Origin of the sequence: Mesorhizobium sp. L-8-3, assembly GCF_016756615.1 — a bacterium.
Lineage (GTDB): Bacteria > Pseudomonadota > Alphaproteobacteria > Rhizobiales > Rhizobiaceae.
Genome location: NZ_AP023262.1, coordinates 6752893 through 6779275, shown reverse-complemented (window position 1 = coordinate 6779275; position 26383 = coordinate 6752893). Strand labels below are relative to the sequence as shown.

The 26383-nt window shown below is 65.8% G+C and carries 23 protein-coding genes; 17 read left to right on the top strand and 6 right to left on the bottom strand.

Annotation, left to right across the window (positions count from 1 at the left end; translation table 11 throughout):
• Window positions 1-55: 55 nt before the first annotated feature.
• Window positions 56-817 carry a hypothetical protein gene (locus tag JN302_RS31505; RefSeq protein ID WP_202308308.1) on the top strand — a complete coding sequence of 254 codons (762 nt, stop codon included), beginning with the start codon at window positions 56-58 and terminating at the stop codon, window positions 815-817.
• Window positions 818-883: 66 nt separating this feature from the next.
• On the opposite strand, the gene JN302_RS31500 is transcribed toward JN302_RS31505, so the two are convergent.
• Window positions 884-1336 carry a nucleoside deaminase gene (locus tag JN302_RS31500; protein ID WP_202308307.1) on the bottom strand — a complete coding sequence of 151 codons (453 nt, stop codon included), beginning with the start codon at window positions 1334-1336 and terminating at the stop codon, window positions 884-886.
• Between the two features lie 76 nt (window positions 1337-1412).
• Here JN302_RS31500 and JN302_RS31495 point away from each other — a divergent pair, with 76 nt between their 5' ends.
• The 6 genes from JN302_RS31495 (at window position 1413) to JN302_RS31470 (ending at window position 9604) form a co-directional block, all read left to right on the top strand.
• The gene (locus tag JN302_RS31495) at window positions 1413-3419 is read left to right on the top strand and encodes a pseudouridine synthase (RefSeq protein ID WP_202308306.1); all 2007 of its coding nucleotides are present in this window, start codon (window positions 1413-1415) and stop codon (window positions 3417-3419) included.
• Window positions 3400-3954: a 16S rRNA (guanine(966)-N(2))-methyltransferase RsmD gene (rsmD, locus tag JN302_RS31490; RefSeq protein ID WP_202308305.1), complete on the top strand. Its 555-nt coding sequence runs from the start codon at window positions 3400-3402 to the stop codon at window positions 3952-3954. The genes JN302_RS31495 and rsmD overlap by 20 nt, the downstream gene beginning before the upstream one ends.
• 138 nt (window positions 3955-4092) lie before the next feature.
• Entirely contained in the window at window positions 4093-5478 is a 1386-nt protein-coding gene (locus JN302_RS31485) for a M16 family metallopeptidase (RefSeq protein ID WP_202330293.1), read from the top strand.
• Window positions 5479-5504: 26 nt separating this feature from the next.
• Complete coding sequence (locus JN302_RS31480) at window positions 5505-6842, top strand: M16 family metallopeptidase (protein WP_244742396.1); 1338 nt, start codon at window positions 5505-5507, stop codon at window positions 6840-6842.
• Between the two features lie 5 nt (window positions 6843-6847).
• The gene (locus JN302_RS31475) at window positions 6848-7720 is read left to right on the top strand and encodes a patatin-like phospholipase family protein (protein ID WP_202330292.1); all 873 of its coding nucleotides are present in this window, start codon (window positions 6848-6850) and stop codon (window positions 7718-7720) included.
• A 375-nt stretch (window positions 7721-8095) separates the two neighbouring features.
• Window positions 8096-9604, top strand: coding sequence for a calcium-binding protein (locus JN302_RS31470; protein ID WP_202330291.1), 1509 nt, complete (start codon window positions 8096-8098; stop codon window positions 9602-9604).
• Window positions 9605-9842: 238 nt separating this feature from the next.
• Here JN302_RS31470 and JN302_RS31465 read toward each other — a convergent pair whose 3' ends face one another.
• Entirely contained in the window at window positions 9843-11342 is a 1500-nt protein-coding gene (locus JN302_RS31465) for a transporter substrate-binding domain-containing protein (protein WP_202330290.1), read from the bottom strand.
• A 192-nt stretch (window positions 11343-11534) separates the two neighbouring features.
• Complete coding sequence (locus JN302_RS31460) at window positions 11535-12446, bottom strand: LysR family transcriptional regulator (RefSeq protein ID WP_202308298.1); 912 nt, start codon at window positions 12444-12446, stop codon at window positions 11535-11537.
• Window positions 12447-12602: 156 nt separating this feature from the next.
• Between JN302_RS31460 and gstA the strand changes: the two genes are divergently transcribed.
• The 3 genes from gstA to JN302_RS31445 all read left to right on the top strand — a co-directional run bounded on the left by gstA (window position 12603) and on the right by JN302_RS31445 (window position 15276).
• Window positions 12603-13229, top strand: a complete 627-nt coding sequence (gene gstA / locus JN302_RS31455) for a glutathione transferase GstA (RefSeq protein WP_202308296.1) — start codon at window positions 12603-12605, stop codon at window positions 13227-13229.
• A gap of 1 nt (window position 13230) precedes the next feature.
• On the top strand, window positions 13231-13560 hold the full coding sequence (locus JN302_RS31450; protein WP_202330289.1) for a DMT family transporter: 330 nt from the start codon (window positions 13231-13233) through the stop codon (window positions 13558-13560).
• A 93-nt stretch (window positions 13561-13653) separates the two neighbouring features.
• Window positions 13654-15276, top strand: coding sequence for an ABC-F family ATP-binding cassette domain-containing protein (locus JN302_RS31445; protein ID WP_202330288.1), 1623 nt, complete (start codon window positions 13654-13656; stop codon window positions 15274-15276).
• A 138-nt stretch (window positions 15277-15414) separates the two neighbouring features.
• On the opposite strand, the gene JN302_RS31440 is transcribed toward JN302_RS31445, so the two are convergent.
• Together JN302_RS31440 and JN302_RS31435 are read right to left on the bottom strand one after the other, a co-directional pair.
• Window positions 15415-16866: an MATE family efflux transporter gene (locus JN302_RS31440; protein ID WP_244742393.1), complete on the bottom strand. Its 1452-nt coding sequence runs from the start codon at window positions 16864-16866 to the stop codon at window positions 15415-15417.
• Window positions 16867-16959: 93 nt separating this feature from the next.
• A complete protein-coding gene (locus JN302_RS31435; RefSeq protein ID WP_244742390.1) occupies window positions 16960-18795 on the bottom strand; it encodes a monovalent cation:proton antiporter-2 (CPA2) family protein in 1836 nt (611 codons plus the stop codon).
• A 135-nt stretch (window positions 18796-18930) separates the two neighbouring features.
• Here JN302_RS31435 and JN302_RS31430 point away from each other — a divergent pair, with 135 nt between their 5' ends.
• The 6 genes from JN302_RS31430 (at window position 18931) to lpxK (ending at window position 24528) form a co-directional block, all read left to right on the top strand.
• Window positions 18931-20274: a TldD/PmbA family protein gene (locus tag JN302_RS31430; protein WP_202330287.1), complete on the top strand. Its 1344-nt coding sequence runs from the start codon at window positions 18931-18933 to the stop codon at window positions 20272-20274.
• Entirely contained in the window at window positions 20261-21070 is an 810-nt protein-coding gene (locus tag JN302_RS31425) for a 3'(2'),5'-bisphosphate nucleotidase CysQ (protein ID WP_202308288.1), read from the top strand. The genes JN302_RS31430 and JN302_RS31425 overlap by 14 nt, the downstream gene beginning before the upstream one ends.
• 70 nt (window positions 21071-21140) lie before the next feature.
• Window positions 21141-21386 (top strand): DUF4170 domain-containing protein, encoded by a 246-nt coding sequence (locus JN302_RS31420; RefSeq protein WP_202308286.1) that lies wholly within the window; start codon window positions 21141-21143, stop codon window positions 21384-21386.
• Between the two features lie 4 nt (window positions 21387-21390).
• Window positions 21391-22179, top strand: a complete 789-nt coding sequence (locus tag JN302_RS31415) for a lysophospholipid acyltransferase family protein (RefSeq protein WP_446720689.1) — start codon at window positions 21391-21393, stop codon at window positions 22177-22179.
• Window positions 22176-23498: a lipid IV(A) 3-deoxy-D-manno-octulosonic acid transferase gene (waaA, locus tag JN302_RS31410; RefSeq protein ID WP_202308283.1), complete on the top strand. Its 1323-nt coding sequence runs from the start codon at window positions 22176-22178 to the stop codon at window positions 23496-23498. The genes JN302_RS31415 and waaA overlap by 4 nt, the downstream gene beginning before the upstream one ends.
• A gap of 4 nt (window positions 23499-23502) precedes the next feature.
• Window positions 23503-24528 (top strand): tetraacyldisaccharide 4'-kinase, encoded by a 1026-nt coding sequence (gene lpxK, locus JN302_RS31405; protein ID WP_202330286.1) that lies wholly within the window; start codon window positions 23503-23505, stop codon window positions 24526-24528.
• A 75-nt stretch (window positions 24529-24603) separates the two neighbouring features.
• On the opposite strand, the gene JN302_RS31400 is transcribed toward lpxK, so the two are convergent.
• On the bottom strand, window positions 24604-24840 hold the full coding sequence (locus tag JN302_RS31400; RefSeq protein ID WP_202308281.1) for a DUF2093 domain-containing protein: 237 nt from the start codon (window positions 24838-24840) through the stop codon (window positions 24604-24606).
• A gap of 374 nt (window positions 24841-25214) precedes the next feature.
• On the opposite strand from JN302_RS31400, the gene JN302_RS31395 reads away from it, so the two are divergent.
• Window positions 25215-26357 (top strand): ABC transporter substrate-binding protein, encoded by a 1143-nt coding sequence (locus JN302_RS31395; protein WP_202308280.1) that lies wholly within the window; start codon window positions 25215-25217, stop codon window positions 26355-26357.
• Window positions 26358-26383: the final 26 nt, after the last annotated feature.

The window sequence follows — 26383 nt, the reverse complement described above, 5'->3', positions numbered from 1 at the left end:
TTTGCGATAGCATCCGTTTTTCCAGCGAGAGGCGGTTTCTGGTGGGACTTACCGCATGAGGCAGTGGCACGCGCGCTTGTCGGTTTCGGCGCCGTTGATGGTTTCGGCTCTTGCATTGACCGGCTGCATGGGCTCGCCGACCTATGGCACGGGCACACCCGCCCACGAGCAGCTCCTGTCCGACGTCACCGGCGTGCTTTCGATCGCACCGAACAAGGACAAGCCGAAGATCGACTACAAGCCGCGGCCGGCACTCGTCAGGCCCGCGCCTGGAGAAAAGGAATCGCTGCCGGCACCTCAGCAGAGTATCACCGCAGGCAGCGAAGCCTGGCCGGAATCGCCCGAGCAGCGTCGCGAGCGTGTCTTCGCCGAGGCGACCGCCGCGGCCGAGGAGGGACGCTCTTCCCCGATCCAGAGCGACGTCGCGTCGACGAAGGGGGGCGTCACGTCGAAAGCCCGCTATGGCGAGCGCGGCAATTTCGAGGTTGAACCCGATCCGGTTGGTGCCGGTGGGCGGACAGGCCGGTCGAACCAGGGCGTCGTCTCGCGGGCGAAATACGAGCGCGGCAATTTCAACAATGAGGGCGATGTCGCAGACGGCAAGGAGCGCGAGGAATTCAACAAGCGCCTCGCCGAAAGCAGGCAGGGCAGCCCCACAACGCGCAGATATCTCAGCGAGCCGCCGCTGACCTATCGCCAGCCGGCAGATACCGCCCCCGTGAACGATGTCGGCGAAGACGAGTGGAAGAAGGATCGGCGGCAGAAGCGTGAATCCAAGAAGGGATCGAGCTGGACCGACTGGATTCCAGGTCTCTGACCAAAACATAGCGTGAAGCAGGCCATCGGTTCGGTTCCGATCGGGCGAAACCTGCCGCTTGCATGCCTAGCCGTTGCGCCTGTCCCGGAAAAATTCCTTCAGCAGCGTCGATGCCCGGACCTCGCCGATGCCGGAATAAACCTCCGGCGCGTGGTGGCAGGTCGGCGACGAGAAGAAGCGCACCCCGTTGACGACGCCGCCGCCTTTCTCGTCGGCGGCGCCGAAATAGAGCCGGCGCAGGCGGGCGAAGGAGATCGCCGCCGCGCACATGGCGCAGGGTTCCAGCGTCACGTAGAGGTCGGCGCCGTTGAGCCGCTCGGCCGAAAGCGCTGCGGCGGCCTCACGGATCGCCAGCATCTCTGCATGGGCGGTCGGATCGTTGAGTTCGCGTGTGCGGTTTCCGGCCCTTGCCACGACTTCGCCGTCGGAGACGAGGACCGCGCCCACCGGCACTTCGCCACGTCGTGCTGCAGCTTCCGCCTCGGCGAAAGCCAGAGCTATGAAATCCGGTCGTGTCATGGAATTCTCTTCGTGACATTTCCCTCGCGCGGCCTGAACGTTACTGCTACACCCCGCCCGGAAAGGCAAAGGCCGAATGGACGACGATCGGAAAAAAACTCCCCGCAAAGGCGGCTCGAAAGCAGGCGGCCCGCGTGGTGGCCCGGCGAAGGGCGGCCGGCCTTTCCGCGACGGCGCCAAGAAGCCCTTCGTCAAGCGCGAGGGGAAAGACGGCGCGCCGCGCGGCGCCAAGCGTGCATTCTCGCGCGACGAGCGCTCGGGCGAAGGCACCGAGCGCGGCGGCAAGCCTTTCAGGAGCGGCCCGCGCCCCGATCGCAAGCCCTTCGAAGGACGCGGCGATGGCGAGCGGCGGCCGTTCCGTGATCGTGCGGCTTCGGGCGAAGGCGCCGAGCGCGGCGGCAAGCCTTTCAGGAGCGGCCCGCGTCCCGATCGCAAGCCCTTCGAAGGACGCGGCGATGGCGAGCGGCGGCCGTTCCGTGATCGTGCGGCTTCGGGCGAAGGCGCCGTGCGCGGCGACAAGCCTTTCAAGCGCGGCCCGCGCCCCGAACGCAAGCCCTTCGAAGGACGCGGTGACGGTGAACGCCGGCCCTTCCGCGACCGCGCGTCATCCGGCGAAGGTGCGGAGCGCGGCGACAAGCCTTTCAGGAGCGGACCGCGTCCCGAGCGAAAAACCTCTGAGGGCCGTGGCAATCAGCGCCCGGGCCGTCGCGAGCGTGAGGAGCGGGGCGCGACCGGCGAGGCGCGGCCGCAACGCGCCGAGAGACCTTTCCGAGCTGGTCCCCGACCCGAGGGCAGGCCATTCGAAAAGCGATCCTCCGGCGATAGCGTCCGTTTCCGCAAGACCGAGACGACGGAGCCTGGGGAGCGCATCGCCAAGCGTCTCGCCCGCGCGGGCATTGCCTCGCGTCGCGACGCCGAGGAACTGATCGCGGCTGGCCGCGTCAAGGTCAACGGCAAGGTGCTTTCGTCGCCGGCTTTCAACGTCATGCCCGACGACACGATCGAACTCGACGGCACGACAATTCCGCCGATCGAGCGGACCCGGCTTTTCCTTTTCCATAAGCCGGCCGGTCTCGTGACCACCAACCGCGATCCCGAAGGCCGCCGGACGGTGTTCGACGTGCTGCCCGCCGACCTGCCGCGGCTGATGACGATCGGGCGGCTCGACATCAACACCGAAGGCCTGCTGCTGCTCACCAATGACGGTGGGCTGGCGCGGGTGCTCGAGTTGCCGGCGACCGGGTGGCTGCGACGCTACCGCGTGCGCGTCCATGGCAAGGTCGACGAGAAGGCGCTGGCCGAATTGAAGGACGGCATCGCCGTCGACGGTGTGTTTTATGGTGCAGTGGAAGCCTCGCTCGACCGCGAGCAGGGCACCAATGCCTGGCTGACCATCGGCCTGCGCGAAGGCAAGAATCGCGAGGTCAAGAACATCCTCGGCGCGCTCGGCCTCGACGTCACGCGGCTGATCCGCATTTCCTACGGACCGTTCCAGCTCGGCGAACTGCCGGAAGGCGCCGTGCAGGAATTGAAGGGCAAGATGCTGCGCGACCAGCTCGGCGAGCGGCTGATCGAGGAGTCCGGAGCCAATTTCGATGCGCCGATCGCCAAGCCCTTCTCCAACAAGCCTGTGCTGTCCGAGCGTCGCGAAGAACGACCCGAACGCCTCCGCGCCGCGCGCGACCCCATGGCGGCGCCGATCGGCGAGGGCGGGCTGATCAAGGCGCGCAAGCGCCGCGAAAACAGCCGCGACGATGCCTTGTCCAGACTGTCGACCCGCCCGGAACGCGGCGGCTTCGGCGGCGGCAAAGCCGAGCCCGGCAGGGAGCGGGGACCGAAGAAGTCCGGCGAGCGCGAGCAGCGGCCGATCGATCCTCCCGGCGCCCGCAGGGCCAATGTCTGGATGGCGCCCGGCGCCCGGCCGCAGGGAAAAACGGCAGCGACCGAGAAGCCTAGGGGCAAGGGCGCTGGCGATCCGAAGGGTTCCGCCTCTTCTCCGCGTCGGGGCGAGGGGGCAGACAAGGGCGGGCCGGGCGGCAAGGGACCACGGCGGGGGAAGAACGATGCGGATCGTCGGCGGTGAGTTTCGCGGCCGGCCGCTCGTCACGCCACGCGACAACGCCATCCGCCCGACCACCGACCGCACCCGCGAGGCGGTCTTCAACATGCTCGTCCACCGTTTCGCGGATCGCCTGGAGGGCGCAAGGGTGCTCGACCTCTTCGCCGGCACCGGCGCGCTCGGCCTGGAGGCGCTGTCGCGTGGCGCCGGCCACTGCCTGTTCGTCGAGGAAAGCGCGGAAGGACGCGGCCTGATCCGCACCAATGTCGAGGCGCTCGGCCTGCAGGGCCGGACCAAGATCTTTCGCCGCGACGCCACTCGCCTCGGCGAAGCCGGCACGATCCAGCCATTCGGCCTCATCTTCGCCGATCCGCCCTATGGCAAGGGTTTCGGCGAGCGCGCCCTCCAGGCCGCGCGCCAGGGCGGCTGGTTGCTCGCGGGCGCGCTCTGCGTCGTCGAAGAGGCCGCCGCCGCGGCTTTCGATCCCGGTCCCGGCTTCAGCATCGCCGACGAACGCAGCTACGGCGAGACGGTCATCCGCTTCATCGAAGCGGCCTGAGTTTTTTCCCGATCCGCCCGGTTTCGGCCTTGATTGGCCCCTCACATGACGCCGAATTAACTTTCGGCATCGCGGCAGCACTTCTATAAGCGCGGCCAGGCCAACCTCTGGACAAGAAGCCAACCTCAGGACAGAAGAATGACAGTTTTTGGCAATCCGTCAGGTCTGGCGTGGCGGAAGCTCGCGACGGGCGCGCTCCTCCTCGCCGGCATCGCCTTTGTTCCAGCCGCCCAGGCCGAGACCGAGCGCCAGCCGGAGATCGCCGACTTCACGCTCGCCAACGGCATGGAGGTCGTGGTCATCCCCGATCATCGCGCCCCGATCGTCACCCAGATGGTATGGTACAAGATCGGCAGCGCCGACGAGCCGCCGGGCAAGTCGGGCATCGCCCATTTCTTCGAGCATCTGATGTTCAAGGGCACGAAAAACCACAAGCCGGGCGAGTTTGGCGCCAGGGTCGCCGAGATCGGCGGCAACGAGAATGCCTTCACCTCCTACGACTACACCGCCTATTTCCAGACGGTCGCGCCCGAAGCGCTGGGCACCATGATGTCTTACGAGGCCGACCGCATGCGCGGGCTCATCCTGACAGACGAAGTCATCGGACCGGAACGCGACGTCATCCTCGAAGAGCGTCGCTCGCGCATCGAGAACAATCCCGAGGCTCTGCTGGGCGAGGAAATCGACGCCACCCTCTATCAGAACCATCCCTACCGCATTCCAGTCATCGGCTGGATGCATGAGATGGAGCAGTTGAACCGCATCGACGCGACGGCCTTCTACGACAAATATTACGCGCCCAACAATGCGGTGCTGGTGGTTGCCGGCGACGTCGATGTCGAGACGGTCAGGAAACTCGCCGAAGAGACCTATGGCAAGGTCGAGCGTGGTCCGGCCCTGCCGCCGCGGGTGCGGCCGCAGGAACCCGAGCAGAATACCAGGCGGACGGTGACGCTCGGCGATGAGCGCGTTTCCGTGCCGAGCTTCCAGAAGGCGTGGGTGGTGCCGTCCTATTCCTCGTCGGAGGACGGCGAGGCCGAGGCCCTCGACCTGTTGTCCGAGATCCTCGGCGGCGGCACGCGCAGCCGCCTCTATCAGGAACTGGTGGTGAAACGCGGCATCGCCTCGTCGGCCGGAGCCTCCTATTCGGGCACCTCGCTCGACGCCACGGGCTTCACGGTCTACGGCGCGCCGCGCGGTACCGCTACCTTGGAGGAGGTCGAAGCCGCGATCGACGCCGAGATCGCCAGGATCGCCCGCGAAGGGGTCGGCGAAACCGAGCTGGAAAAGGCCAAGACGCGCTATCTGCGGTCGATGATCTTCGCGCGCGACAGCGCGGCCGGCATGGCCCATATCTATGGCGCGACTCTTGCGACGGGCGGAACGGTCAAGGACATAGACGCATGGCCGGACCGCGTGCGTGCCGTGACAGCCGACCAGGTGAAGGCCGTGGCGGCGAAATATCTCGATCCTGATCGTTCGGTCGCCGGCTACCTGCTGCCGAAGGACAAGGCGCAGAACTGAGCGGAACGACGACCATGAAACATGCCATGCCACAGCGCCTTTTCGTTACCTCCCTGGCAACGTTCCTTCTGGCCATCATCTTCCTCACCTTGCCCGCGGTGATCGCGGCTCGCGCCGCCGTGACCATCCAGGAGGTCAAGTCGCCGGGCGGCATCACCGCCTGGCTGGTCGAAGACTATACCGTGCCTGTTATCAGCATCCGCTTCGCCTTCGAGGGCGGGCGCACGCAGGAGCCCAAGGGCAAGGAGGGCCTTGCCAACCTGATGTCGGGGCTGTTCGACGAGGGCGCGGGCGATCTCGACAGCGAGGCGTTCCAGACGAGACTCGACGATGCCGGCGCCGAGATGCGCTTCAATGCCGGACGCGACGGTTTCTACGGTTCGATGCGCATGCTCGCCGACGAGCGCGACGAAGCTTTCGACCTGCTGCGTCTCGCCGTGACCAAGCCACGCTTCGACACCGAGCCCGTCGACCGCATCCGGGCGCAGATCGTTTCCGGCATCCTGGGCAATGCGAGGGATCCCGAGACGGCGGCGCAGATCGCCTGGTCCGAGGCCGTCTATGGCGAGCATCCCTACAGCCGGCGGGAAGAAGGGTCCGAGACGTCGCTCGCCTCTATCACCCCGGACGACTTGAGAATGTTTCACCGCAAGCTCTTCGCACGCGGCAACCTCAAGATCGGTGTGGTCGGCGCGATCGACGCCGAGACCCTCGGCCGCGAACTCGACAGAGTGTTTGGCGAACTGCCGGAAAGGCCTGATCTCGTTCCCGTCGACAAGGCGACGCTCAAACTCGGCCAGGAGATCGACGTCACCTATGAGCTTCCGCAGACCAAGCTGCGACTTGCTTATCCCGGCATCGAACGCAAGGATCCGCAGTTCTTCGCTGCCTATCTGGTCAACCATATCCTCGGCGGCGGAACCTTCACCTCGCGGCTTTTCGAGGAGGTGCGGGAAAAGCGCGGGCTCGCCTACGACGTCGGATCGGCGCTGGTGAACAACGACTATTCGAACGGCCTTGCAATTTCGACCGCGACCCGTTCCGATCGCGCCGGCGAGACGCTCGACCTCATAAGGAAGGAAGTCCGGCGCATGGCGGAGGAGGGGCCGACGCAGGCCGAACTCGACGCCGCCAAGAAGTATGTCATCGGTGCCTATGCCATCAACAACCTGGACTCCTCGAGGGCCATCGCCGGCACGCTGGTGGAACTGCAACTCGACGATCTCGGCATCGACTACATCCAGCGCCGTGCCGGCCTTATCGATGCGGTGACGCTCGACGATGCCAAGGCTGCCGCCAGGCGCCTGCTTTCGGCCGACCCGGCGATCATGGTGGTTGGTCCGGCGCTCGAAAGGAAAGGCTGAGCCATATGCGCGCCGAGGGAGGAGGAACAGGCGGCGGCAAGGGCGATCCGAGCTTCGGCATCGCCTTCGGCGGAGGCGGCGCGCGCGGCCTTGCCCATATCCATGTGATCGAGGTGATCGACGAAATGGGCATCAGGCCGGCGGTGATCGCCGGCTCGTCGATCGGCGCGATCATGGGCGCCGGCGTCGCGGCGGGCATGACCGGCAAGGAGATCCACGCCTATGCCCGGACAGTGCTCTCCAGCCGGTCGGAAGTGGCGAGCCGCATGTGGCGTGCGCTGCCCACCAGCGTCGGCGAGATGATGGCGGGCGGCCTCAATGTCGGCCAATTCAACATCGAACGCATCATCAAGGCCTTTCTCCCCGCGCCGATCCCGCACCGGTTCGAAAGGCTGAAGATTCCGCTCAAGGTCACCGCGACGGACTATTTCGGCCATGAACTCGCGGTGTTCGAGGAGGGCGACCTCATGTCGGCGCTGGCGGCTTCCGCCGCCATTCCCGCCGTCTTTCGGCCGGTTCGGCGGGAAGGAAGGCTGTTCATCGACGGCGGCATCTACAATCCCGTGCCCTTCGACCTGATCGATGGCGATGCCGACATCATCATCGCCATCGACGTGGTCGGCGCGCCCTCGGAGGTTTCGGGCAGGCGTCCTAGCTCGATCGAATTGCTGCTCGGGGCGAACCAACTCATGATGCAGTCGATCACCGCCATGAAGCTCAAGACCAGACATCCGCATGTGCTGCTGCGCCCGCCCGTTTCGCGCTTCCGCGCCCTCGACTTCCTGAAGGTCGACGCGGTACTCGCCGAGACCGTCGCCATCAAGGACGAGCTGAAGCGGGCGGTCGAGGCCGCGATCGAGGCCAGGCTGAGAGCCTAGCCCGGATATTTGACGGAACGGCCGTATCGGAGCGCTCGGGCTGCGAAGACGGCAGGCTCTGGATAGGCGGGAACAAGCCCGGCCTTGGCTGGGGCAGTCGAAATCCACCATGCCAAAGGTCGATAGGATCGACCGTTGGAGCGCGCGATTGCGTGGCCTGTCGGACCGCGGGGCGTCCACTTGGACGCGCAAGGACCCGGTCGTGCCGGCTTATTGATGACGGCCGATCATTCGGAGAGGCGCATGGGCGGGTAAATCGGCTGGTGACAGACGCGAACGCAATCGCCTTTGTCACGAACAACCCCTGTCTCGCATGCTACGATTCTCCTGGTGGGGGCATCCGCAGCGCCGCGGCGCAAAACCGAGGACCACTGGATGCCGATATTGAGCAATGGCAGCGAACTCACCGTGTGGGAGGAGCCCGATAACCCGAACCCGAGTCCCGACGCCATCCTTTTCACCATCACGGAAATGGATGGCGATGTCGTCGGCCCGGTCGGTGCGAAGCCCGATTTTCCCTTCGGTGGAATCGAACTGGCTTCCGTCGACGTCTTCGACGGCTTCTTCACCATCACCAGCTTCACGCATGAGGGCCGGACCGAGACCTGGACCGCCGTCGAGACGCAGGTCTTCGACAATGAAGGCAACCTGGTCCGCACGCTCTCCGACCGCGCCGCCTGGCTCTCGGCGCAAATCGTTTCGATCGACGCAGCCAGTCCTGACGACATCGCGGTAGCGTGGATCGGCGCCAACGAATATTTCGGCGGCGAGAACACCGGATATGGCGAGCATCGGATCATCGTCGCGGGAGGCGTCGCCCAGCCGGATACGTTCGTCAACCATGCCCCTGACGTCGCCAACCTCGACCTGACGCTTTCGCAAGGAGAGGTCTTGAACGACACGCCGTTCAAGGGGACGGACGTCGACTATGACATGCTGAGATTCGTCGTCGTGGACGGGCCGGACAATGGCGCGCTCGGACTGGAGACGCGCTACGACGGCAATTTCTACCCGTTTCCCCAGGGCGGCTATGGCGGAAGCCTGCACTATCATGCCGACTTCCTGGACGGGAACCTCTTCGACTACACGCCGGAACCGGGCTTCATCGGTACCGACAGCTTCACCGTCTATGCTACGGACGGGCAGGGCAACAGCGATGTCGCGACTGTTACCATCACGATCACCCCGCCGCCCCGCTCCGTCTCGCTGACGGACAACAGGAATGTCATCAGTTACGCCGGCCTCGACCGTGCGATTCTCGTCGCCGCGCTGGGCGGTGACGACCGCGTCGGCGGCACGCCCTTCAATGATACGCTCGACGGAGGTCCGGGCCATGACCAGTTGCTTGGCGGTGCCGGCGCCGACCATCTGATCGGCGGAGCGGGCACCGATTGGCTGAAGGGAGGGGCCGGCAACGATGAGATCGATGGCGGCGCCGGAACCGACGGCATTCGTGGCGATGCGGGCGATGATCTCCTCAGTGGCGGCGCCGGCTCGGACGACCTGCGCGGCGGCGACGGTGACGACGTGATCGATGGCGGCACGGGCCGTGATTGGCTGGCGGGCGGCGCAGGCCGAGACAGCTTTGTGTTCGATGCCGCGCCCGGGCCCGCCAACGATGATCATATCGACGACTTCGAGGCGCTGGATGATGTCTTCAGGTTGGATGGTTCTGTGTTCACGGACCTGTCTTCCGGCCCGTTGTCGGCAGCCAACTTCGTTGTCGGCAAGCATGCCGTCGATGGCAACGACCTGATCGTCTACGACAAGACGACGGGCGATCTGTTCTACGATGCCGATGGAGCGGGAGGGGCGGCGGCGCTGAGATTTGCCTCCGTGCAAGCTGCCACCGCGATCACCGCGGATGACTTCGTCGTATTTTGAGAAGCTGCATGTGGCGGCCCGTGTTCGGCGGGACCGTCACAGCAAGTCTTCTCGGAAAGCTACCGGACCGGCATGGGCGCCGCGGGCGAGAAGGCCAGGGACAGCCACCGGTTCCAGCCGTCCGGTCGGTTGTCACTGGGACCTCGCAATAGTCTTTCAGGCTGACTTATCTCCCTGTCTTGTTGTCGACATCGAACTTGCTCGGGCCGGGTTCACGAAGAGAGGCTTGGCGCCGCACCTACTTCGGGCTGTCTTCCGGCATGATCGCAGTATCGACCTTCTGCCCGCTGTCCTTTCGCGCCTGCAGGCGCTTCGCATACATCGAATAGGCGACGTAATATTTGTAGATATTGCCGACATACTGCACGGTCTCCCGTCCTACGATCCGCGCGGCTCCATTCTCCACATTGCCGAACCAAATGTCGGGATTGAGCCCCATCTCCTTGGCCGTGCGACGGAATTTCGCAAGATTACCGGGACCGGCATTATAGGCAGCGAGCGTCAGCAGCATCCTGTTGAGCGGCGTCGGACCATCGTCCGTGATGTAGGTCTGCGTGAGGTGCCGCATATATTTCGAGCCGGCCTCGATGTTGCGCTCCGCGCTCTCGGCGATGCCTGTTATGCCGATTGCCTTGTCGGCGGCTGTCGAGGGCAGGAGTTGCATGATGCCGACGGCGCCAAGGGGACTGCGCTGGCTCTGGTCGAGCTGTGATTCCTGAAAGCCTTGGGCGGCGAGCTTCAGCGGATCGAAATCGTACTCCTTGGCATAGGTCTGGAACACCAGCCAGAGAGCCTGGAACTTGGCGAGCTGGCTCGGCTCGTAGGCCGCGCGCACCATCTTGTCGCTCTGGTAGTAGCGCTTGCGCAATATGTTGCCGAAAGTCGTGCCGACCTTATGCTCCTTGATAAAGGGGGCAAGCGCAGCCTTCAGCTTGGGACTGTCCTTGCGGATCCCCCAGGCAAGATCGCCGCCCTTGGAGATCACGAGGTCGTCCCGGACCTTCACCTTGTCGAAAACCTGCGACCATATGAGGGCATTGAAACGGTCGACGACGCACCAGGGCAGAAGCCCGGCATTGACCATTTCCAGAAGGTCCTCATCCTCCAGGTTTTCGTCGGCGTCGCGGATGAGGATTTCGGGCTTGCCTGCTTTGCCGCGCTCGGCATTCAACGCATCGAGATGTTCGCGATAGCTGCTCGACTTGCGGACATAGACCTCTTTTCCGCCGAGATCGTCCAGTGACGAGAGGGGGTCCGCCGCCGGCCCGGTGACAACGACCTCCTGTACGCCGCTCGCGTAGGGATCGGCGAAGTCGATCAGCTCCTGGCGGGCCGGCGTAACGGTGAGATCCGCCGCGATGATGTCGCCTTGCCCGGCGAGGAGCGCGGGGATCAGCTGGGATCGCGCCATCGGCACATAGGCGACCTTGATCTTCTCGATCTCCTTCTTTTTCTTCTTGTTGATCCACGTCTCGAGCGCCTGGCCAAATTCCACCGCCGTGCCGAGTTGGCGGCCGCCGTCGATGAAATAGATCGTCTTGCTGTACGGCACGAGCATGCGGATGATACGACGCTTCTCCATGCCGTCGAAATCGCCGGTCCATTCGCGGATGCCGGGTAGCGATGTGATGGGCGATTCCTCGGCCGATGCGGCCTGCGGTGCCGCGAGCGCCAGTAACCCAGCCAGGAATATCGCAAGCGAGCGTACCAAAGCGCCCAGCCGCCGCCGTTGTGTCATCTATTAACCCCGCCTCGCATCGGGCCGCCGCCGGCCATCGTGTCATAACTTCCGACAAGGTGAAGGGCGCGTCAAGCAGATGGCAATACTTGCATGGCGATTGCCATGTCTGGAAAATGCTGCTTTTGCAAGTTCTTGCAAGAAAGATGGGCGGTTGGCTCTCGAAGAGATTCTGCTGCATAGCGCAGCGGCTCAACTCCTGCGTCGACCCTCGAACAGGTCGCGCTCGCGGGCGAGGCCTTCGCCGACGACGTCGAAAAAGGCACGCACACGGGCGGTTCCCTTGAGATCGGAATGCGTGACGATCCACAGCTCGCCCGGGAGGTCCGGCAGCGGCTCGGCAAGCGCGCGAACGAGGCCGGGCTCGCCATCGCCGAGGTAACAAGGAAGCAGCGCCATGCCGATGCCAGAGCGTGCGGCCACGGCCTGGTTGACCAGGCTGTTCGTGCGGTAGACGAAGGCCTCGGCGGGTGCGGCGCGGTTGAGCCAGTCCGCCGCCATCATGGCGGCCGCCGTTTCCTCCCAGCCGATGAGGGCATGACCGTCGAGCCCTTCGGGGTCGTGGATCGGCCCGCCTGATGCGTCGAGATAGGCGGCGGAAGCAAAGAGGGTCCAGGCCACGGCTGCAAGCTTGCGGCCCCAGAGATCGCCTTCCTTCGGCCGCATTGGGCGCAGCGCGATGTCGGCTTCGCGGCGCGAGAGGCTGAGCACGCGGTTCTCGATCGCGAGTTCGACCACGATGCCGGGATGTGCCTTCCGGAACGCCGCGAGGTGCCCGGTGAGCCTGCTGTAGGCCAGTGTCTCCGACGAGGTCACGCGCAGCCGGCCCGAGAGCCGCCGGTCGCTGCCGGCGATGTCGCGCGCCACGGCGACCGCCTCATCCTCCATGCGTTCGGCCGCCGCTGCCATGCGCTCGCCCGCGGTCGTCGTTGGGTAGATCCCTCCCGGCAGGCGCTCGAACAGGCGCACGCCGAGCCGCGCCTCCAAGGCGTTCAGCCGGCGAAACACCGTCGAGTGATCGATGCCGAGGGCTCCGGCCGCCGCCGTCAGGCTGCCGGCTCTGGCCACGGCAAGCACCAGCCGCAAATCGTTCCAGTCGTCCATGTCAGATTTCTAGCACGCCGCAGTCTTGCAGTCATGCAAGTGAGGCTGGCGAAACTCCAACGAGCATTGCGGCATCGCAATCAATAGCTTGTCTCCCGAAGGCGGGTTCACGCCGTCGCATGTCGCGCGGCGCCCGTCCGGAAGAAAGGACAGATCATGAAGCTCTATTACGCCACCGGAACCTGCTCGCTGTCGCCGCATATCGTTGCGTCGGAGGCGGGCATTCCGCTCGAACTGGAGCGGGTCGACATCATGAAATCGCCGCACGTCACCGACGCCGGTGCCGACTTCACCACGGTCAACCCGAATGGTTATGTGCCGGCGCTGCGCCTCGACGACGGCTCCTTGCTCACCGAGGGAACGGCCATCGTGCAGTACCTCGCCGACCTCAAGCCCGAGGCGGACCTCGCCCCGCCGGCCGGCACGCCGGAGCGTTATCGCCTCCAGTCCTGGCTGAACTTCGTGGCGACCGAACTGCACAAGATGTACAGCCCCTGGCTCTTCCATCCGGAATACGGCGCCCAGGCGCAGGACGTCGCGCGAGGCATCATCGGTCGCCGGCTGGCCTTCGTCGATGACCATCTGGCAAGTTCGGGTCGGTTCCTGGCCGGAGACCGGTTCAGCGCCGCCGACGCCTATCTCTTCACCATCGTCGGCTGGTCCGCCTTCGCCAAGGTCGATCTTTCCGGCTTTCCTCATTTGCGCGCCTTCATGGAGCGTGTCGGCGCGCGGCCGCGCGTGCGCGAGGCGATGCAGTCCGAAGGCATGAAGGTTGCCGCCTGAGATGAGCCACACCGTCGCCTGGATCCTGCTTTTGGTGGCGGGCCTGCTCGACGTCGCCTGGGCGATCTCCATGAAATATGCCGAGGGTTACACGAGGCCGGGGTGGAGCATCGTCTCCATCCTGCTTCTTGCCGCCTTCGTCTATCTGCTCGGCCGCGTGCTGGAGGCATTGCCGGTGGGAACCGCCTATGCGGTGTGGACGGGCATCGGGGCCGCCGGCACCGTGATCGCCGGCGTGATCCTGTTCGCCGAGCCGCTCGGCCTGCTGCGGCTCGGCGGCGTGGTTGTGGTGCTGGTCGACATCGCGATGCTCAAGCTGGCGCCCGCCTGAGGGTCGACTTCATCGGCTGCCCATGGGCCGGCCCTTCCACAGGGACGGCCCATCGCGTAAGGGCCGGGCCAAAATCCGGGAGCCCGCGCAGGCATGATTCGTCTCGAAAACATCGGCAAGCAGAACGGCAGGCAGATCGTCTTCATCGAGGCCTCCGCCGCGCTCCAGAAAGGCGAGAAGGTCGGCCTCGTCGGCCCCAATGGGGCCGGCAAGACGACGCTGTTCCGGCTGATCACCGGGCAGGAACTGCCCGACGAGGGCCAGGTGTCCGTCGATCGCGGCGTGACCATCGGCTATTTCAGCCAGGACGTCGGCGACATTGAGGGCCGCAGCGTCGTCACCGAAGTCATGGAGGGCGTCGGTCCCGTCAGCGCGCTGGCAGCCGAGATGCGGGACTTGGAGGCCGCCATGGGCGACCCCGCGCGCGCCGACGAGATGGACGACATCGTCACGCGTTACGGCGAGGCGCAGGCGCGCTTCGAAGAGCTCGACGGTTATGCCCTGGACGGCCGGGCCCGCGAGGTGCTCGACGGCCTCGGCTTCAGCCAGGAGATGATGGACGGCGACGTCGGCGCGCTGTCGGGCGGCTGGAAGATGCGCGTGGCGCTGGGCCGGATCCTGCTGATGCGCCCCGATGTCATGCTGCTCGACGAACCGAGCAACCACCTCGACCTGGAGAGCCTGATCTGGCTCGAGGAGTTCCTGAAGGCCTATGACGGCGCGCTTCTGATGACCTCGCACGACCGCGAGTTCATGAACCGCATCGTCGGCAAGATCGTCGAGATCGACGGCGGCGCGCTGACGGCCTATTCCGGCGATTACGAATTCTACCAGCAGCAGCGTGCGGTCGCCGACAGGCAGCAGCAGGCCCAGTTCGAGCGCCAGCAGGCGATGCTCGCCAAGGAGATCGGCTTCATCGAACGCTTCAAGGCACGCGCCTCGCATGCCGCACAGGTGCAGAGCCGCGTCAAGAAGCTGGAGAAGATCGACAGGGTGGAGCCGCCGAAACGCCGCCAGACCGTGCAGTTCGAATTCCAGCCGGCGCCGCGCTCGGGCGAGGACGTCGCGATCCTCAGGAACGTGCGGAAGCGCTATGGCAGCCGCACCATCTATGAGGGGCTGGATTTCCACGTCCGACGCCGGGAGCGCTGGTGCGTGCTCGGGGTCAACGGCGCGGGCAAGTCGACGCTGCTGAAGCTGGCGGCCGGCGCGGCCGAGCCGGACGAGGGCAGCGTGTCGCGCGGTCCCAGCGTGAAGATGGGCTATTTCGCCCAGCACGCCATGGAACTGCTGGACGGCGACCGCACCGTCTTCCAGTTTCTCGAAGATGCCTTCCCCCAGGCGGGCCAGGCGCCGCTGCGCGCGCTCGCCGGCTGCTTCGGTTTCTCGGGCGACGATATCGAGAAGAAATGCCGGGTGCTTTCGGGCGGCGAGAAGGCACGCCTGGTGATGGCGCGGATGCTGTTCGATCCGCCGAATTTCCTGGTGCTGGACGAGCCCACCAACCATCTCGACATGGCCACCAAGGAGATGCTGATCGGTGCGCTGTCACAGTTCGAGGGCACGATGCTGTTCGTCTCGCACGATCGCCACTTCCTCGCCGCGCTCTCCAACCGGGTGCTGGAACTTACGCCCGACGGCGTCCACACCTATGGCGGAGGCTATACGGAATATGTCGCGCGCACCGGCCAGGAGGCGCCTGGCCTGCGGAGCTGACGGCGCCGCCTTGTCGCGTCGGAAGCGTGGCGTTCTACCGCGTGTCGCCTGAAAAAGGATTCACGCGACACGCGGTAGAAGCTTGATTTTGCGCATGTCTTTATCCCGAAACCGCGGCACACTTTCGGGAGACATGCTTCAAGGCAGCGTCGCCGCCTTGCCGGCGGAGAAGGGTGATTGCGCCGAAGGCGGCGGGGGCGGCAGCGTGTCGTCCGTCTGGGGCTGGCTGCGGGCGATCTTGCGCATCACCCGGAAGCAGACCAGCACGGAGACCACGCCGAACACGACGGCTCCCAGCGCCCAGCCGGCGATCACGCCAGTCGCGCCCCAGAGCTGCGCGCCCATCCAGACGAACGGGATTGTGCCGAGCGTCGAACGTCCCCAGTTGAAGAGTGTCGAATAGGTCGGGAAGCCGAGATTGTTGAAGGCCGCGCTCGACACGAAGATCGCGCCGTTGAACAGGAAGCTTCCCGCGGCGAAATGGCAGAAGAAGATGACGAGGTCGCGCGCCTCGGCGCCGGCGCCGAACAAGGCGGCGACCGGTCCGGCGAAGATGGCGAGCAGGGCCCAGACGGCCAGAACATAGGCGATGGTGACCCCGAGGCTGTCGCGCATGACGGCCGTGAGCCGGTCGAACCTGCCGGCCCCGTAATTCTGGCCGAGGATCGGTCCGACGGCTCCCGAAAGCGCGAAGATCACGCCGAAGGCGACAGGGGTCAGGCGCCCGATGATGGCCCATCCCGCCACCGCGTCGACGCCGAAGGCAGAGATCTCGGCGGTCACATAGGCGTTGCCCACCGGCGTCGCGATCTGGGTGAGCACCGACGGCAGGGCGATCGCGAAGAATGGGCGGAACGCCGCGGCGAGACGCTCCCGGTCGGGAAGGCGGATAAGCCGGTGCACGGCATGGGCGCCGTGAATGCCGATCGCCAGCATGACGATGCGCGACAACACCGTTGAAACCGCGGCGCCGTCGAGCCCCATGTCGAAGCCGAAGATCAGGATCGGGTCGAAGACCGCGGCGGCAAGTCCACTGCCGAGCGTCACATACATTGCGCGCTTGGCATCGCCGACGCCGCGCAGGATGCCTGTCGTGCACATGCCAAGCGCCACGATCGGCGTCGACGGGATGACGATCTGCAGGAAACGGAGCGACAGTTCGAGCGTCTCGCCCTCGGCGCCGAGAAGGGCGAGGAGGTCCCCGAGGAACGGCCAGGCGGCAAGCGTGATGGTGCCGGTCGATACACCCATAAACACCATCGAGGCGCCGCCCATCGCTGCGGCCTCTTCTCGGCTGCCGCGGCCAAGGCAGCGCGATACCAGCGCGCCGCAGGCGATGGTGAGCCCGATGGCGATCGACACGGTGAAGAACAGCAGCGTCGCCGAGAAACCGATCGCCGCGGCGAGCTCCTGAACGCCGAGAAGCGATATGTAGAAGAGGTTGAGCGCGTCGACGACGAAGATGGCGATCAGCCCGATCGAGCCCGTCGCCGTCATCACGACGACATGGCGCAGCGTCGAGCCGGTCGTGAATTTGGCCGGACGGCCCGCTGCCGCTTGCTGTCGGCCGGAAGCCGGCTCCTCGCTCACAATGATCCTCCCCTCGGACCGGTGCGCGGCCTTCCCCGGATGGAGGGATCCGCTGCCGTCGATCACGGCCTCCGCAGGAGCCGGACGGACGTCTCACATGCTCGCCGGGGCGGAATCCCCAACCGAGCCCTCAGCGGTTTTGGCCTCCTCCGCCGCCTTGTCAAGGCGCTTGGCCTCGCGCGCCGGCTTGACCAGTGGCTCAGGCGTCACCGGTTTCGTATGCCAGCGGTTGAGGCTGCCTTCCCAATCACCGAGTGCCTGCAACTCGAGCCGCTCCTCGTCGCGGCGGCGCACATCCTCGAGGATCGCCTGTGCGGTCTCCTCGTCCGTGCCGAGCGCCTCGAGCGTCTCGCGGCCGAACACAAGCCCGGATTCGAGCGTCTCGCGGATTTCGTACTCGACTCCCTTGGCCCTGAGCTCGAGTGTGTGGATGCGGTCGTAGGAGCGGACGAAGAGCCTCACCTCGGGAAATTCGCTCTGGATCAGATCGACGATTCTGTCGGTGGTCTCGCGCCGGTTCGTGCAGACCGCCACCAGCCTTGCCTTGCGGATGCCTGCCGCCTCGAGCACGTCCTTGCGGGTACCGTCACCGAAATAGATGCGGAAGCCGAATTTCGACGCGCTGCGGACCCGTTCCGCGGAATTCTCGATGACGGTCACTTCCGAGCCGCCGGTCAGAAGGATCTGCGACGCGATCTGGCCGAAACGCGAGAACCCGATCATCAGCACGCCGGCGCCGGCTCCGTCGAAATCCTCTTCCATCTTGTCCTCCGGCTCCGGTGAGGTCAGGAAGGTGGATAGCGGCGTCACCAGCGGCATCAGCGCCATGGAACAGGTGACGATGGCGATGAGCAGCGGTGCCGTCTCGCCGGAAAAGATCGATGCGGCCGCAGCCGTGGTGAACAGCACAAAGGCGAACTCGCCGCCCTGCGGCAGCAGGAAGGCGGTAAGCACCGCATCGTTGCGAGCTGCGCCGAACAGCCGGCAGCCCAGATAGGTGGTCGCCACCTTCACCGCCATCAGCACCGGCACGGCGAGGAGAATGGTCAGCCAGTTCTTCAGCACCACCGACAGGTCGAGCGACAGGCCGACGGCCATGAAGAACAGGCCGAGCAACACGCCGCGGAACGGCTCGATATCGGCCTCCAACTCGTGGCGGTAGGACGATTCGGCCAGCATCACGCCGGCGATGAAGGCGCCCATCGCCATGGAGAGCCCGGCGAACTGCATCAATGTGGCCGCTCCCAGCACGACGAGCAGGGCGGCCGCGATCATCGCTTCCTTGGCGCCGGTGTTGGCGATGATGCGGAACAGCGGATTGAGGAGATAGCGTCCGGCGAAAAGCAGCGCCGCCACCGCGGTGACGGCGATGCCGAACTGCATGGGTCCCGAAAAACGCTCCGTTTCGGCGTCGGGCGCCAGGAGCGGGATCAGCGCCAGGAGCGGCACGATCGCCAGATCCTGGAACAGCAGTATCGCGAACGTCCGCTGCCCGTGCAGCGTGTTGGTGGCGCCCTGCTGCTCCAGCGTCTGCATGGCGAAGGCGGTCGAGGAGAGCGCCAGGCCTGAGCCGGCGACGATCGCCGCAGGCCAGGACAGGCCGGCCAGCATGTGGCCGAGCACGGCGAGCGCCAGCCCGCTCGCCAGCACCTGGGTCAGGCCCAGGCCGAAGATCTGGTGCCGCAGGGCCCATAGCCGTGAAGGCTTGAGCTCGAGTCCGATGATGAAAAGAAGGAAGACGATGCCGAGCTCCGAGACATGCAGGAACTCGTCGCCGCCCGTCACCAGCCGGGCGACCGGCCCGATGACGATGCCGGCGGCCAGATAGCCCAGAATGGTGCCGAGCCCGAGGCGCTTGAAGAGCGGAGCGGCGAATACCGCTCCGGCGAGCAGCAGCAGCACCTCTGAATAGATCGTCGCCTCTTCCACCGCCGGTATCCCTCGAAACGTGACGGAAGGCGGCGCGACAGCGCGTCACCTCCCCATTGCGCAAGCATGGTCGGAACAATAGATGGGTGTCTTGAGGCGAGGCGCAAATCGCCCCGCCAAAAGATCGAGAGCAAGATGACCGATATCGTCGATACTGCCAAGCTCGCCGACCGCGTGTCGGCCCTCGTCGAGGCCGCCCGCAAGGCCGGTGCCGACGCCGCCGATGCCGTCGCCATGCTTGGCCGCTCCACCAGTGTCTCCGTCCGTCTCGGCAAGGTCGAGGGCACCGAAGCCTCCGAAAGCGAGGACGTTGCCCTGCGGGTCTTCGTCGGCCGGAGGGTGGCCAGCGTCTCGGCGACGGCCTCCGCCGACCCGGCCGCGCTGGCGGAGCGGGCCGTGGCGATGGCCAGGGTTTCGCCGGAGGATCCTTTCCAGGGGCTCGCCGATCCGTCGCGCCTGGCGAGGTCCATCCGCGATCTCGACCTGTTCGACGGCACCGCGGTCCCGGCCGAGACCTTGAAGGAAACCGCGCTCGCGGCGGAGGCCGCGGCGCTCGCCGTCGGCGGCGTCACCAATTCTGGCGGCAGTGGCGCGAGCGCCGGCCTGGGCGGTCTGGTGCTCGCCACCTCGCACGGTTTCGTCGGCCGCTACGTGGCGACCCGCTTCTCGCGTTCGGTGAGCGCCATCGCGGGCGAGGGCACGGGCATGGAGCGCGACTACGACTTTTCCTCGCGCCTCTATTATTCCGATCTCGATTCGCCCGAGACGATCGGACGCAACGCCGGCGAACGCGCCGTCAAGCGGCTCAACGCGCGCAAGGCCACGACCGGGCCGGTCAGCGTGATCTTCGATCCCAGGGTCGCGCGCGGCATCGCCGGCCATCTCGCGGGCGCGATCAATGGCGCATCGGTGGCGCGCAAGACAAGTTTCCTGCGCGACATGATGGGCAAGCCGGTCGCTGCGAAAGGGGTGACCGTCACGGATGACCCGCTGAAGCCGCGCGGGCAGTCGTCGCGTCCCTTCGATGGCGAGGGCGTCGAAGGCATGGCGCTGTCGATGGTCGAGGACGGCGTCCTGAAGCACTGGTTCCTGTCGACCTCGGCCGCCCGCGAACTCGGCCTGGAGACCAATGGGCGGGGCGTGCGCGCTTCCTCCTCGGTTTCGCCCTCGTCGACCAACCTCGCCATCGAACCGGGCGAGAAGTCGCCGGAGGAACTGATTGCGTCGCTGAAGTCCGGCTTCTATGTGACGGAGGTCTTCGGCCAGGGCGTCAACATGGTGACGGGCGAATACAGCCGCGGTGCCTCCGGCTTCTGGATCGAGAATGGCGAACTGGCCTATCCGGTATCGGAGGTCACGATTGCGTCAAATCTCAAGGACATGTTCCTCAACATGATTCCCGCCAGTGACCTCGACCGTAATTTCGGTACCGCCGCCCCGACGCTGCTCATCGAAGGTATGACCCTTGCTGGCAGCTGAGCCGATTCGTTCGACCGCAGACAGCGACCTGCCGCTCATCCGCGAGGCTGCCCGGGCCGCAGGCGAGATCGCATTGCGCTACTTCAAGCGCAATCCGCAGACCTGGCTGAAAGGCGGCCATTCGCCGGTGAGCGAGGCCGATTACGCCGTCGACCGCTATCTGCGCGAGACGCTCACCGCTGCCCGCCCGGACTATGGCTGGCTTTCGGAGGAGACGGCCGATTCGCCCGCCCGGCTTGAGGCGCGGCGCACTTTCGTCGTCGATCCGATCGACGGCACCCGCGCCTTCCTCGACGGGATGCCGACCTGGTGCGTGAGCATCGCAGTGGTGGAGGACGGCGAGCCGTTGGCGGGCATTCTCGATTGCGCCGCGCGCGGCGAAGTCTTCGAAGCCACAGCCGGGCGCGGCGCCTTCAGGAACGGCAGCCCCTTGCAAGTCGGCCCGCAAAGCGCCAGCCCGCTGGTGGCGGGCCCGAAATCGCTGTTCGACGAGGGCGCCATCGCCTGGCCGGCGCATTTCCGGCGCGGTCCTTATTATCCGTCGCTTGCCTATCGCCTTGCCATGGTGGCGAGCGGCGACCTTGACGCGACCTTTGTCAAGCCGAACGCGCGGGACTGGGATATCGCGGCGGCGGACCTCATCTTGCGTGAGGCCGGCGGCCGTCTTGTGGACATCCAGGGCAACAGCCTGCGCTACGGCGAAGCGGACCCAAGCCACGGCGCGCTGGCGGCCGGCAGCGGCGTGCTCCTCACCGAACTGACGGCGATGATGGCTGCCGTTGCAGGCTTACGTTAGGTAGCGGTTTCAAATTCCGCCGTTTTGATCTAATCATCTGCATCTTTTCTGAAATACGGATCCGATACGCATGGCTGGGCAAGAAGCCAAGAAACAATTGCTGCACCTGGTTTTCGGAGGGGAGCTGAAGAAGCTCGGCGCGGTGGAGTTCCGCGATCTCGACCAGCTCGACATCGTCGGCATCTTCCCGGACTACCAGTCCGCCGAGACCGCCTGGCGGGCCAAGGCGCAGGCGACGGTCGACAACGCTCATATGCGCTACTTCATCGTGCATCTTCACCGCCTCCTCGATCCTGAGAACAAGGCGACCGGCTGAGGCGATGGAGAATGTGGATGCAGCTGCGCCGATCCAGGCGTCAGGCCAAGGCCGCAGGCCCACGGCCATGAAGACATTCTGGCGGAAAATCCGCAAGCCGCTGGCGCAGTCGCGCTTGGTGAAGAATGTTCTGGCCACGCTGGTCTCCGGCGGCCTGAGGCTTATCCGCTGGACAAATCCGTTGGCGCCTGATGCTTCCGACATGGCGGTTGCGGCGGTCGAATATAATCCGGCGATCTTCGCGCTCTGGCACGGCCAGCACCTTTCCGCGCCCGGCTTCTATCCGCGCCGCGGCGTCGCCCCGCTGGTGGCCATGGTCTCGCGCAGCGCGGATGCCGAGATCAACGCGCTTGTGGTCGAGAAGTTCGGCATCGAGGCGGTGCGCGGTTCAGGTGGCCGCGAGCAGGCCAACCATCTCGAAAAGGGTGGCGCCCGCGCCCTGATCGGCCTGAAGAAGGCGCTGAGCGCGGGCAAGAACGTCATCATGATCGCCGACATTCCCAACGGCACGCCGCGTGAGGCGGGTCTCGGCGTCGTCACGCTGGCGCGGCTCTCCGGCCGCCCGATCGTACCCGTGGCCATCGCCACCAGCCGGCGCAAGGTCATCGAGAAAAGCTGGGACAAGACCACCATCAACCTGCCTTTCGGCCGCAGCGCGCTCATCGTCGGCACGCCGGTCGAGGTGGCAGCCGATGCCGACCCCGCCGAGATGGAGCGCAAGCGCCGGGAGGTCACGGAAAGTCTCAACCGGGCGACCGAAAGGGCCTATGGCCTGGTCGACGGTGCCCGATGAGCGAACGCTGGGCGCGCGCAATCCTGACCACCTATCGCTGGACGGGCGCGGCCGCCTATCCGCTCATCGGCGGTTATGTCGCCTGGCGGGCGAGCAAAGGCAAGGAGGACCGCGCCCGCCGCCGCGAGCGCTACGGCATCACCCGCATGTCCCGGCCCGAAGGGCCAGTCGTGTGGGTGCATGCGGCGAGCGTCGGCGAGACGAATGCGGTCGCGCCGCTCATCGAGCGCATTCTCGGCTTCGGCATCCATGTCGTGCTGACGACAGGCACGGTGACCTCGGCACAGGTCGTCGACAGGCGCTTCGGCAACCGCCTCATTCACCAATATGTGCCGCTCGATCTCAAACCGGCGGTGAGCAATTTCCTCGACCACTGGCAGCCGGACCTTGCCATCATCGCCGAATCCGAGCTGTGGCCGATGACGATCCTCGAACTCGGCGCGCGGCGCGTGCCGCAGGTGCTGGTCAACGGGCGTCTCTCGGATCGGTCGTTCAGGTCGTGGAAGAAACGCGCCTTTCTCGCCGAGGCGCTGTTCGAGAACCTTGCCCATGTCATCGCCCAGTCGGATCTCGACGGCGAGCGCTTCAGCGTGCTCGGCGCCCGGCCGGTGACGGTGTCGGGCAACCTCAAGGTCGATACCGATCCGCCGCGCGCCGATGAGAAGGCGCTCGCCCAGTTGAAGTCGCAGATCGGCGCGCGCAAGACCTGGGCCGCCGCATCGACCCATGACGGCGAGGAGAAGTTGGCCGCCGAGATCCATGCCATGCTGAAGCCGCGCCATCCCGGGCTTCTCACCATCATCGTGCCACGTCATCCCGAACGTGCGGAAGCTCTCGCCCAGGAGTTCGCCGCCATGGGCCTCAATGTGGTGCGCCGCAGCCTCGGCGATCCGATCCGGCCCGAGACCGACATCCTGCTCGGCGACACGATCGGCGAGATGGGCCTCTATCTGAGGCTGACCGAGATTGCCTTTGTCGGGCGCTCGCTCACCTCGGAAGGGGGGCAGAATCCCCTGGAACCGGCCATGCTGAACACGGCGGTGCTGGCCGGGCGCAACGTCCAGAATTTCCGTGAGGCCTATCAGCGGCTGATCGATGCCGGCGGAGCCAAGCTGGTGCGCGACCGCGACATGCTCGCAGGCGCCGTCAATTTCCTGCTGAAGAATCCGGAAGCCCGCCAGAAGATGATGGATGCCGGAGCAGCGACAGTCGAGGAAATGCGCGGCGCGCTGGCCAAGACGCTGAAGGTTCTGGAGCCCTTCCTGCAGCCGCTCAGCGTGCAGTCGCGGCTCAAGCAAAGCAACGGAAACGGCCGCTAGGGAAATGGCGAGCGAAGCCCCTCCATTCTGGTGGGAGCGTCCCGACTGGCGCGCTTTTGCGCTCTATCCGCTGTCGGCCGTCTATGGGGCCGTTGCGCGCCGCCGCATGACGACGGCGCGGCGCGAGCCTGTCGACCTCCCCGTGCTCTGCGTCGGTAACTTCACGGTCGGCGGCACCGGCAAGACGCCGGTGGCGATCGCGCTTGCTCGGCAGGCCGCGCAGATGGGGCTGAAGCCCGGTTTCCTGTCGCGGGGGCATGGCGGCTCCTTCTCGCAGCCCCATGTCGTCGATCTCGGTCACGACGGCGCCAGGCATGTCGGCGACGAGCCGCTGCTTCTGGCCGAGCATGGCCCGGTGGCGGTGACGCCAAACCGCGCCGCCGGCGCCCGGCTGCTCATGGCAAGGGGCTGCGATTTCCTCATCATGGACGACGGTTTCCAAAGCGCACGCATCCATATCGACTACGCCCTGCTAGTCGTCGATGGTCGCCGCGGCCTCGGCAACGGCCATGTCATTCCGGGCGGGCCGATGCGGGCGCCGTTGCTCGAACAGCTTCGCCTGGCCGACGCGCTGCTCAAGATGGGCGAGGGGGCTGCCGCCGACATGGTGGTGCGCATGGCCTCGCGCGCCAATAAGCCGGTGTTCGAAGCAAAGGCGCGTCCGCGCGATCCGGTGAGGCTCGCCGGCCGTCGGTTCCTCGCCTTCGCCGGCATCGGCCATCCGGAAAAATTCTTCGACACGGTAAGAGGCTCCGGCGGCGAGGTGGTCATCTCCAGGCCTCTGCCGGATCACCACCTGTTCACATCGGACGATGTCGAGGACCTGACGAGCCTTGCCGCCGCGAACGGGCTGGAACTGATCACGACCGCCAAGGACGCCGTGCGGCTTCGGAACGGGACGACCGCCGAGCAGGCCTTCCTGAGGCGGCTGACGGTGCTGGAGATCGACGCGGTGTTCGAGCTTCCGCACGCGCCGGAGCGCATCGTCGAGGATACGCTCGCGGCCTGGCGCAAACGTACGCGGCGATAGGATTGCATTGGCGGGTCACGAACTACGACCGTCGCGCCGCCCCTGCTGCGGCGAGAATTCTGAGAGCAGTGCCCGTCAGCCGCGCCGGCTTCGCAGATCAGGGTTGGTCTCGAGCTCGCGCTTCAGCGAGACGGCCGCACTCACATAGGCTTCCTGCCGCGCCACGCTCCAATATTTGAGCTCGTCGAGAGGGATCGATTCCCCCGTCACAGCGCAACGCACAAAGGCGCCGGGGCTCGTGACCTGGAAGTCGCCATCGAGATAGCGGATACGCGCCTCGCGGGCGCCCGGACCTTCAAAGCGGTTCATCATCATGGCCTTTCAATACGTCTCTTCGGCCACAAATCCTGGGCAAGGTCAAGGCGGGCAAGGGTGGTAGGGAAGGGATGATTGCAACGTGCTGCCCGCCCTGCTCCTGACGACACTGAACGGTTCGAGGACGAAGCGTGGAAGCGCGAGACGACGATCTCACGGCCTTCGAAGCGGATGGCGCCGCGCCCGTCCGGCAGCAGACGATCAAGGCCATGTCGAACACGGTGGCGCCTTGATCGCAATGTCGGTCGTCACGCCGCCGGCGTTCCTCGACACGACGCTCGTTGCCTCGTTGACTCCCGAAGAATGCGTATACAGTATAACAATTGGCGCAAGGCGTATTTCTCGCCAACCGCGCAATCGGGAGGACTGGCATGAACAGAATCATTCGCGCGGCGGCTGCCGCCACCTTCTTGCTTCCAATTCTGGCCGGTACGGCCAGCGCCGACGTCACGATCGGCGTCACCGTTTCGTCGACGGGGAGCGGGGCGGCTCTCGGCATTCCGCTGAAGAACTCCGTGGAGTTGTGGCCCGACGAGGTCGACGGGGAGAAGCTCAACGTGATCGTACTGGACGACGCCGGCGATCCGTCGGTCTCGACCACGAATGCGAGACGCTTCGCCAACGACGACAAGGTCGATGTCATCATCGGCTCGGCCCTGACCCCGGCCTCGATCGCCGTCTCCAGCGTGGCGGCTGAGACCGAGACGCCGCATCTCGCCTGCTCGCCGCTGCCGCCCAATGTCGCCGGCGGAAAATGGACCTTTGTCCTGCCGCAGGCCGCCGGTCTCATCGCCCGCACGCTCTTTGCCAGGATGCAGGCGGACGGGGTGAAGAACGTCGGCTATATCGGCTTCTCCGATTCCTACGGCGATCTCTGGGTCAACCAGTTCAAGGCGATCGGCAAGGATTACGGGCTGAACCTCATTGCAGACGAACGCTATGCCCGGCCCGACACGTCGGTCTCCGGGCAGGTGCTGAAGCTCGTCGCGGCGCAGCCGGACGCCGTCTTCGTCGGCGCCTCCGGCACCGGCGCTGCGCTGCCGCAGCTTGCGTTGCGCGAGCGTGGCTTCCAGGGCCCGATCTATCAGACGCATGGCGCCGTGACCTTCGACTTCCTGCGCATTGCCGGCGCTTCCGTCGACAACACCGTCTTCGCCTCGGGGCCTGTCATGGTGGCCGAACTGCAGCCGGATTCCTCCGAGACGAAGAAGGAGGGGCTGGACTATGTGACCGCCTACGAGGCGAAGTTCGGCCCCGGCACGCGCACCCAGTTCGGAGCCCACATCCACGATGCCATGGCGATCCTGAAGAAGGCGATCCCCGAGGCCAAGAAGAAGGCCAAGCCCGGCACGCCGGAATTCAAGGCAGCGCTTCGCGACGCCATCGAAAGTGGCGGACCCTTCCCGGCGAGCCAGGGCGTCTTCGAATACAAGGCCGACGATCACTACGGCCTCGACGAACGCGCGGTCGTGCTGCTGACGGCCAAGGACGGAAAGTTCGAACTGGTGAAGTGAGCCGGCTGTGGAGGGCCCTGGGCTCT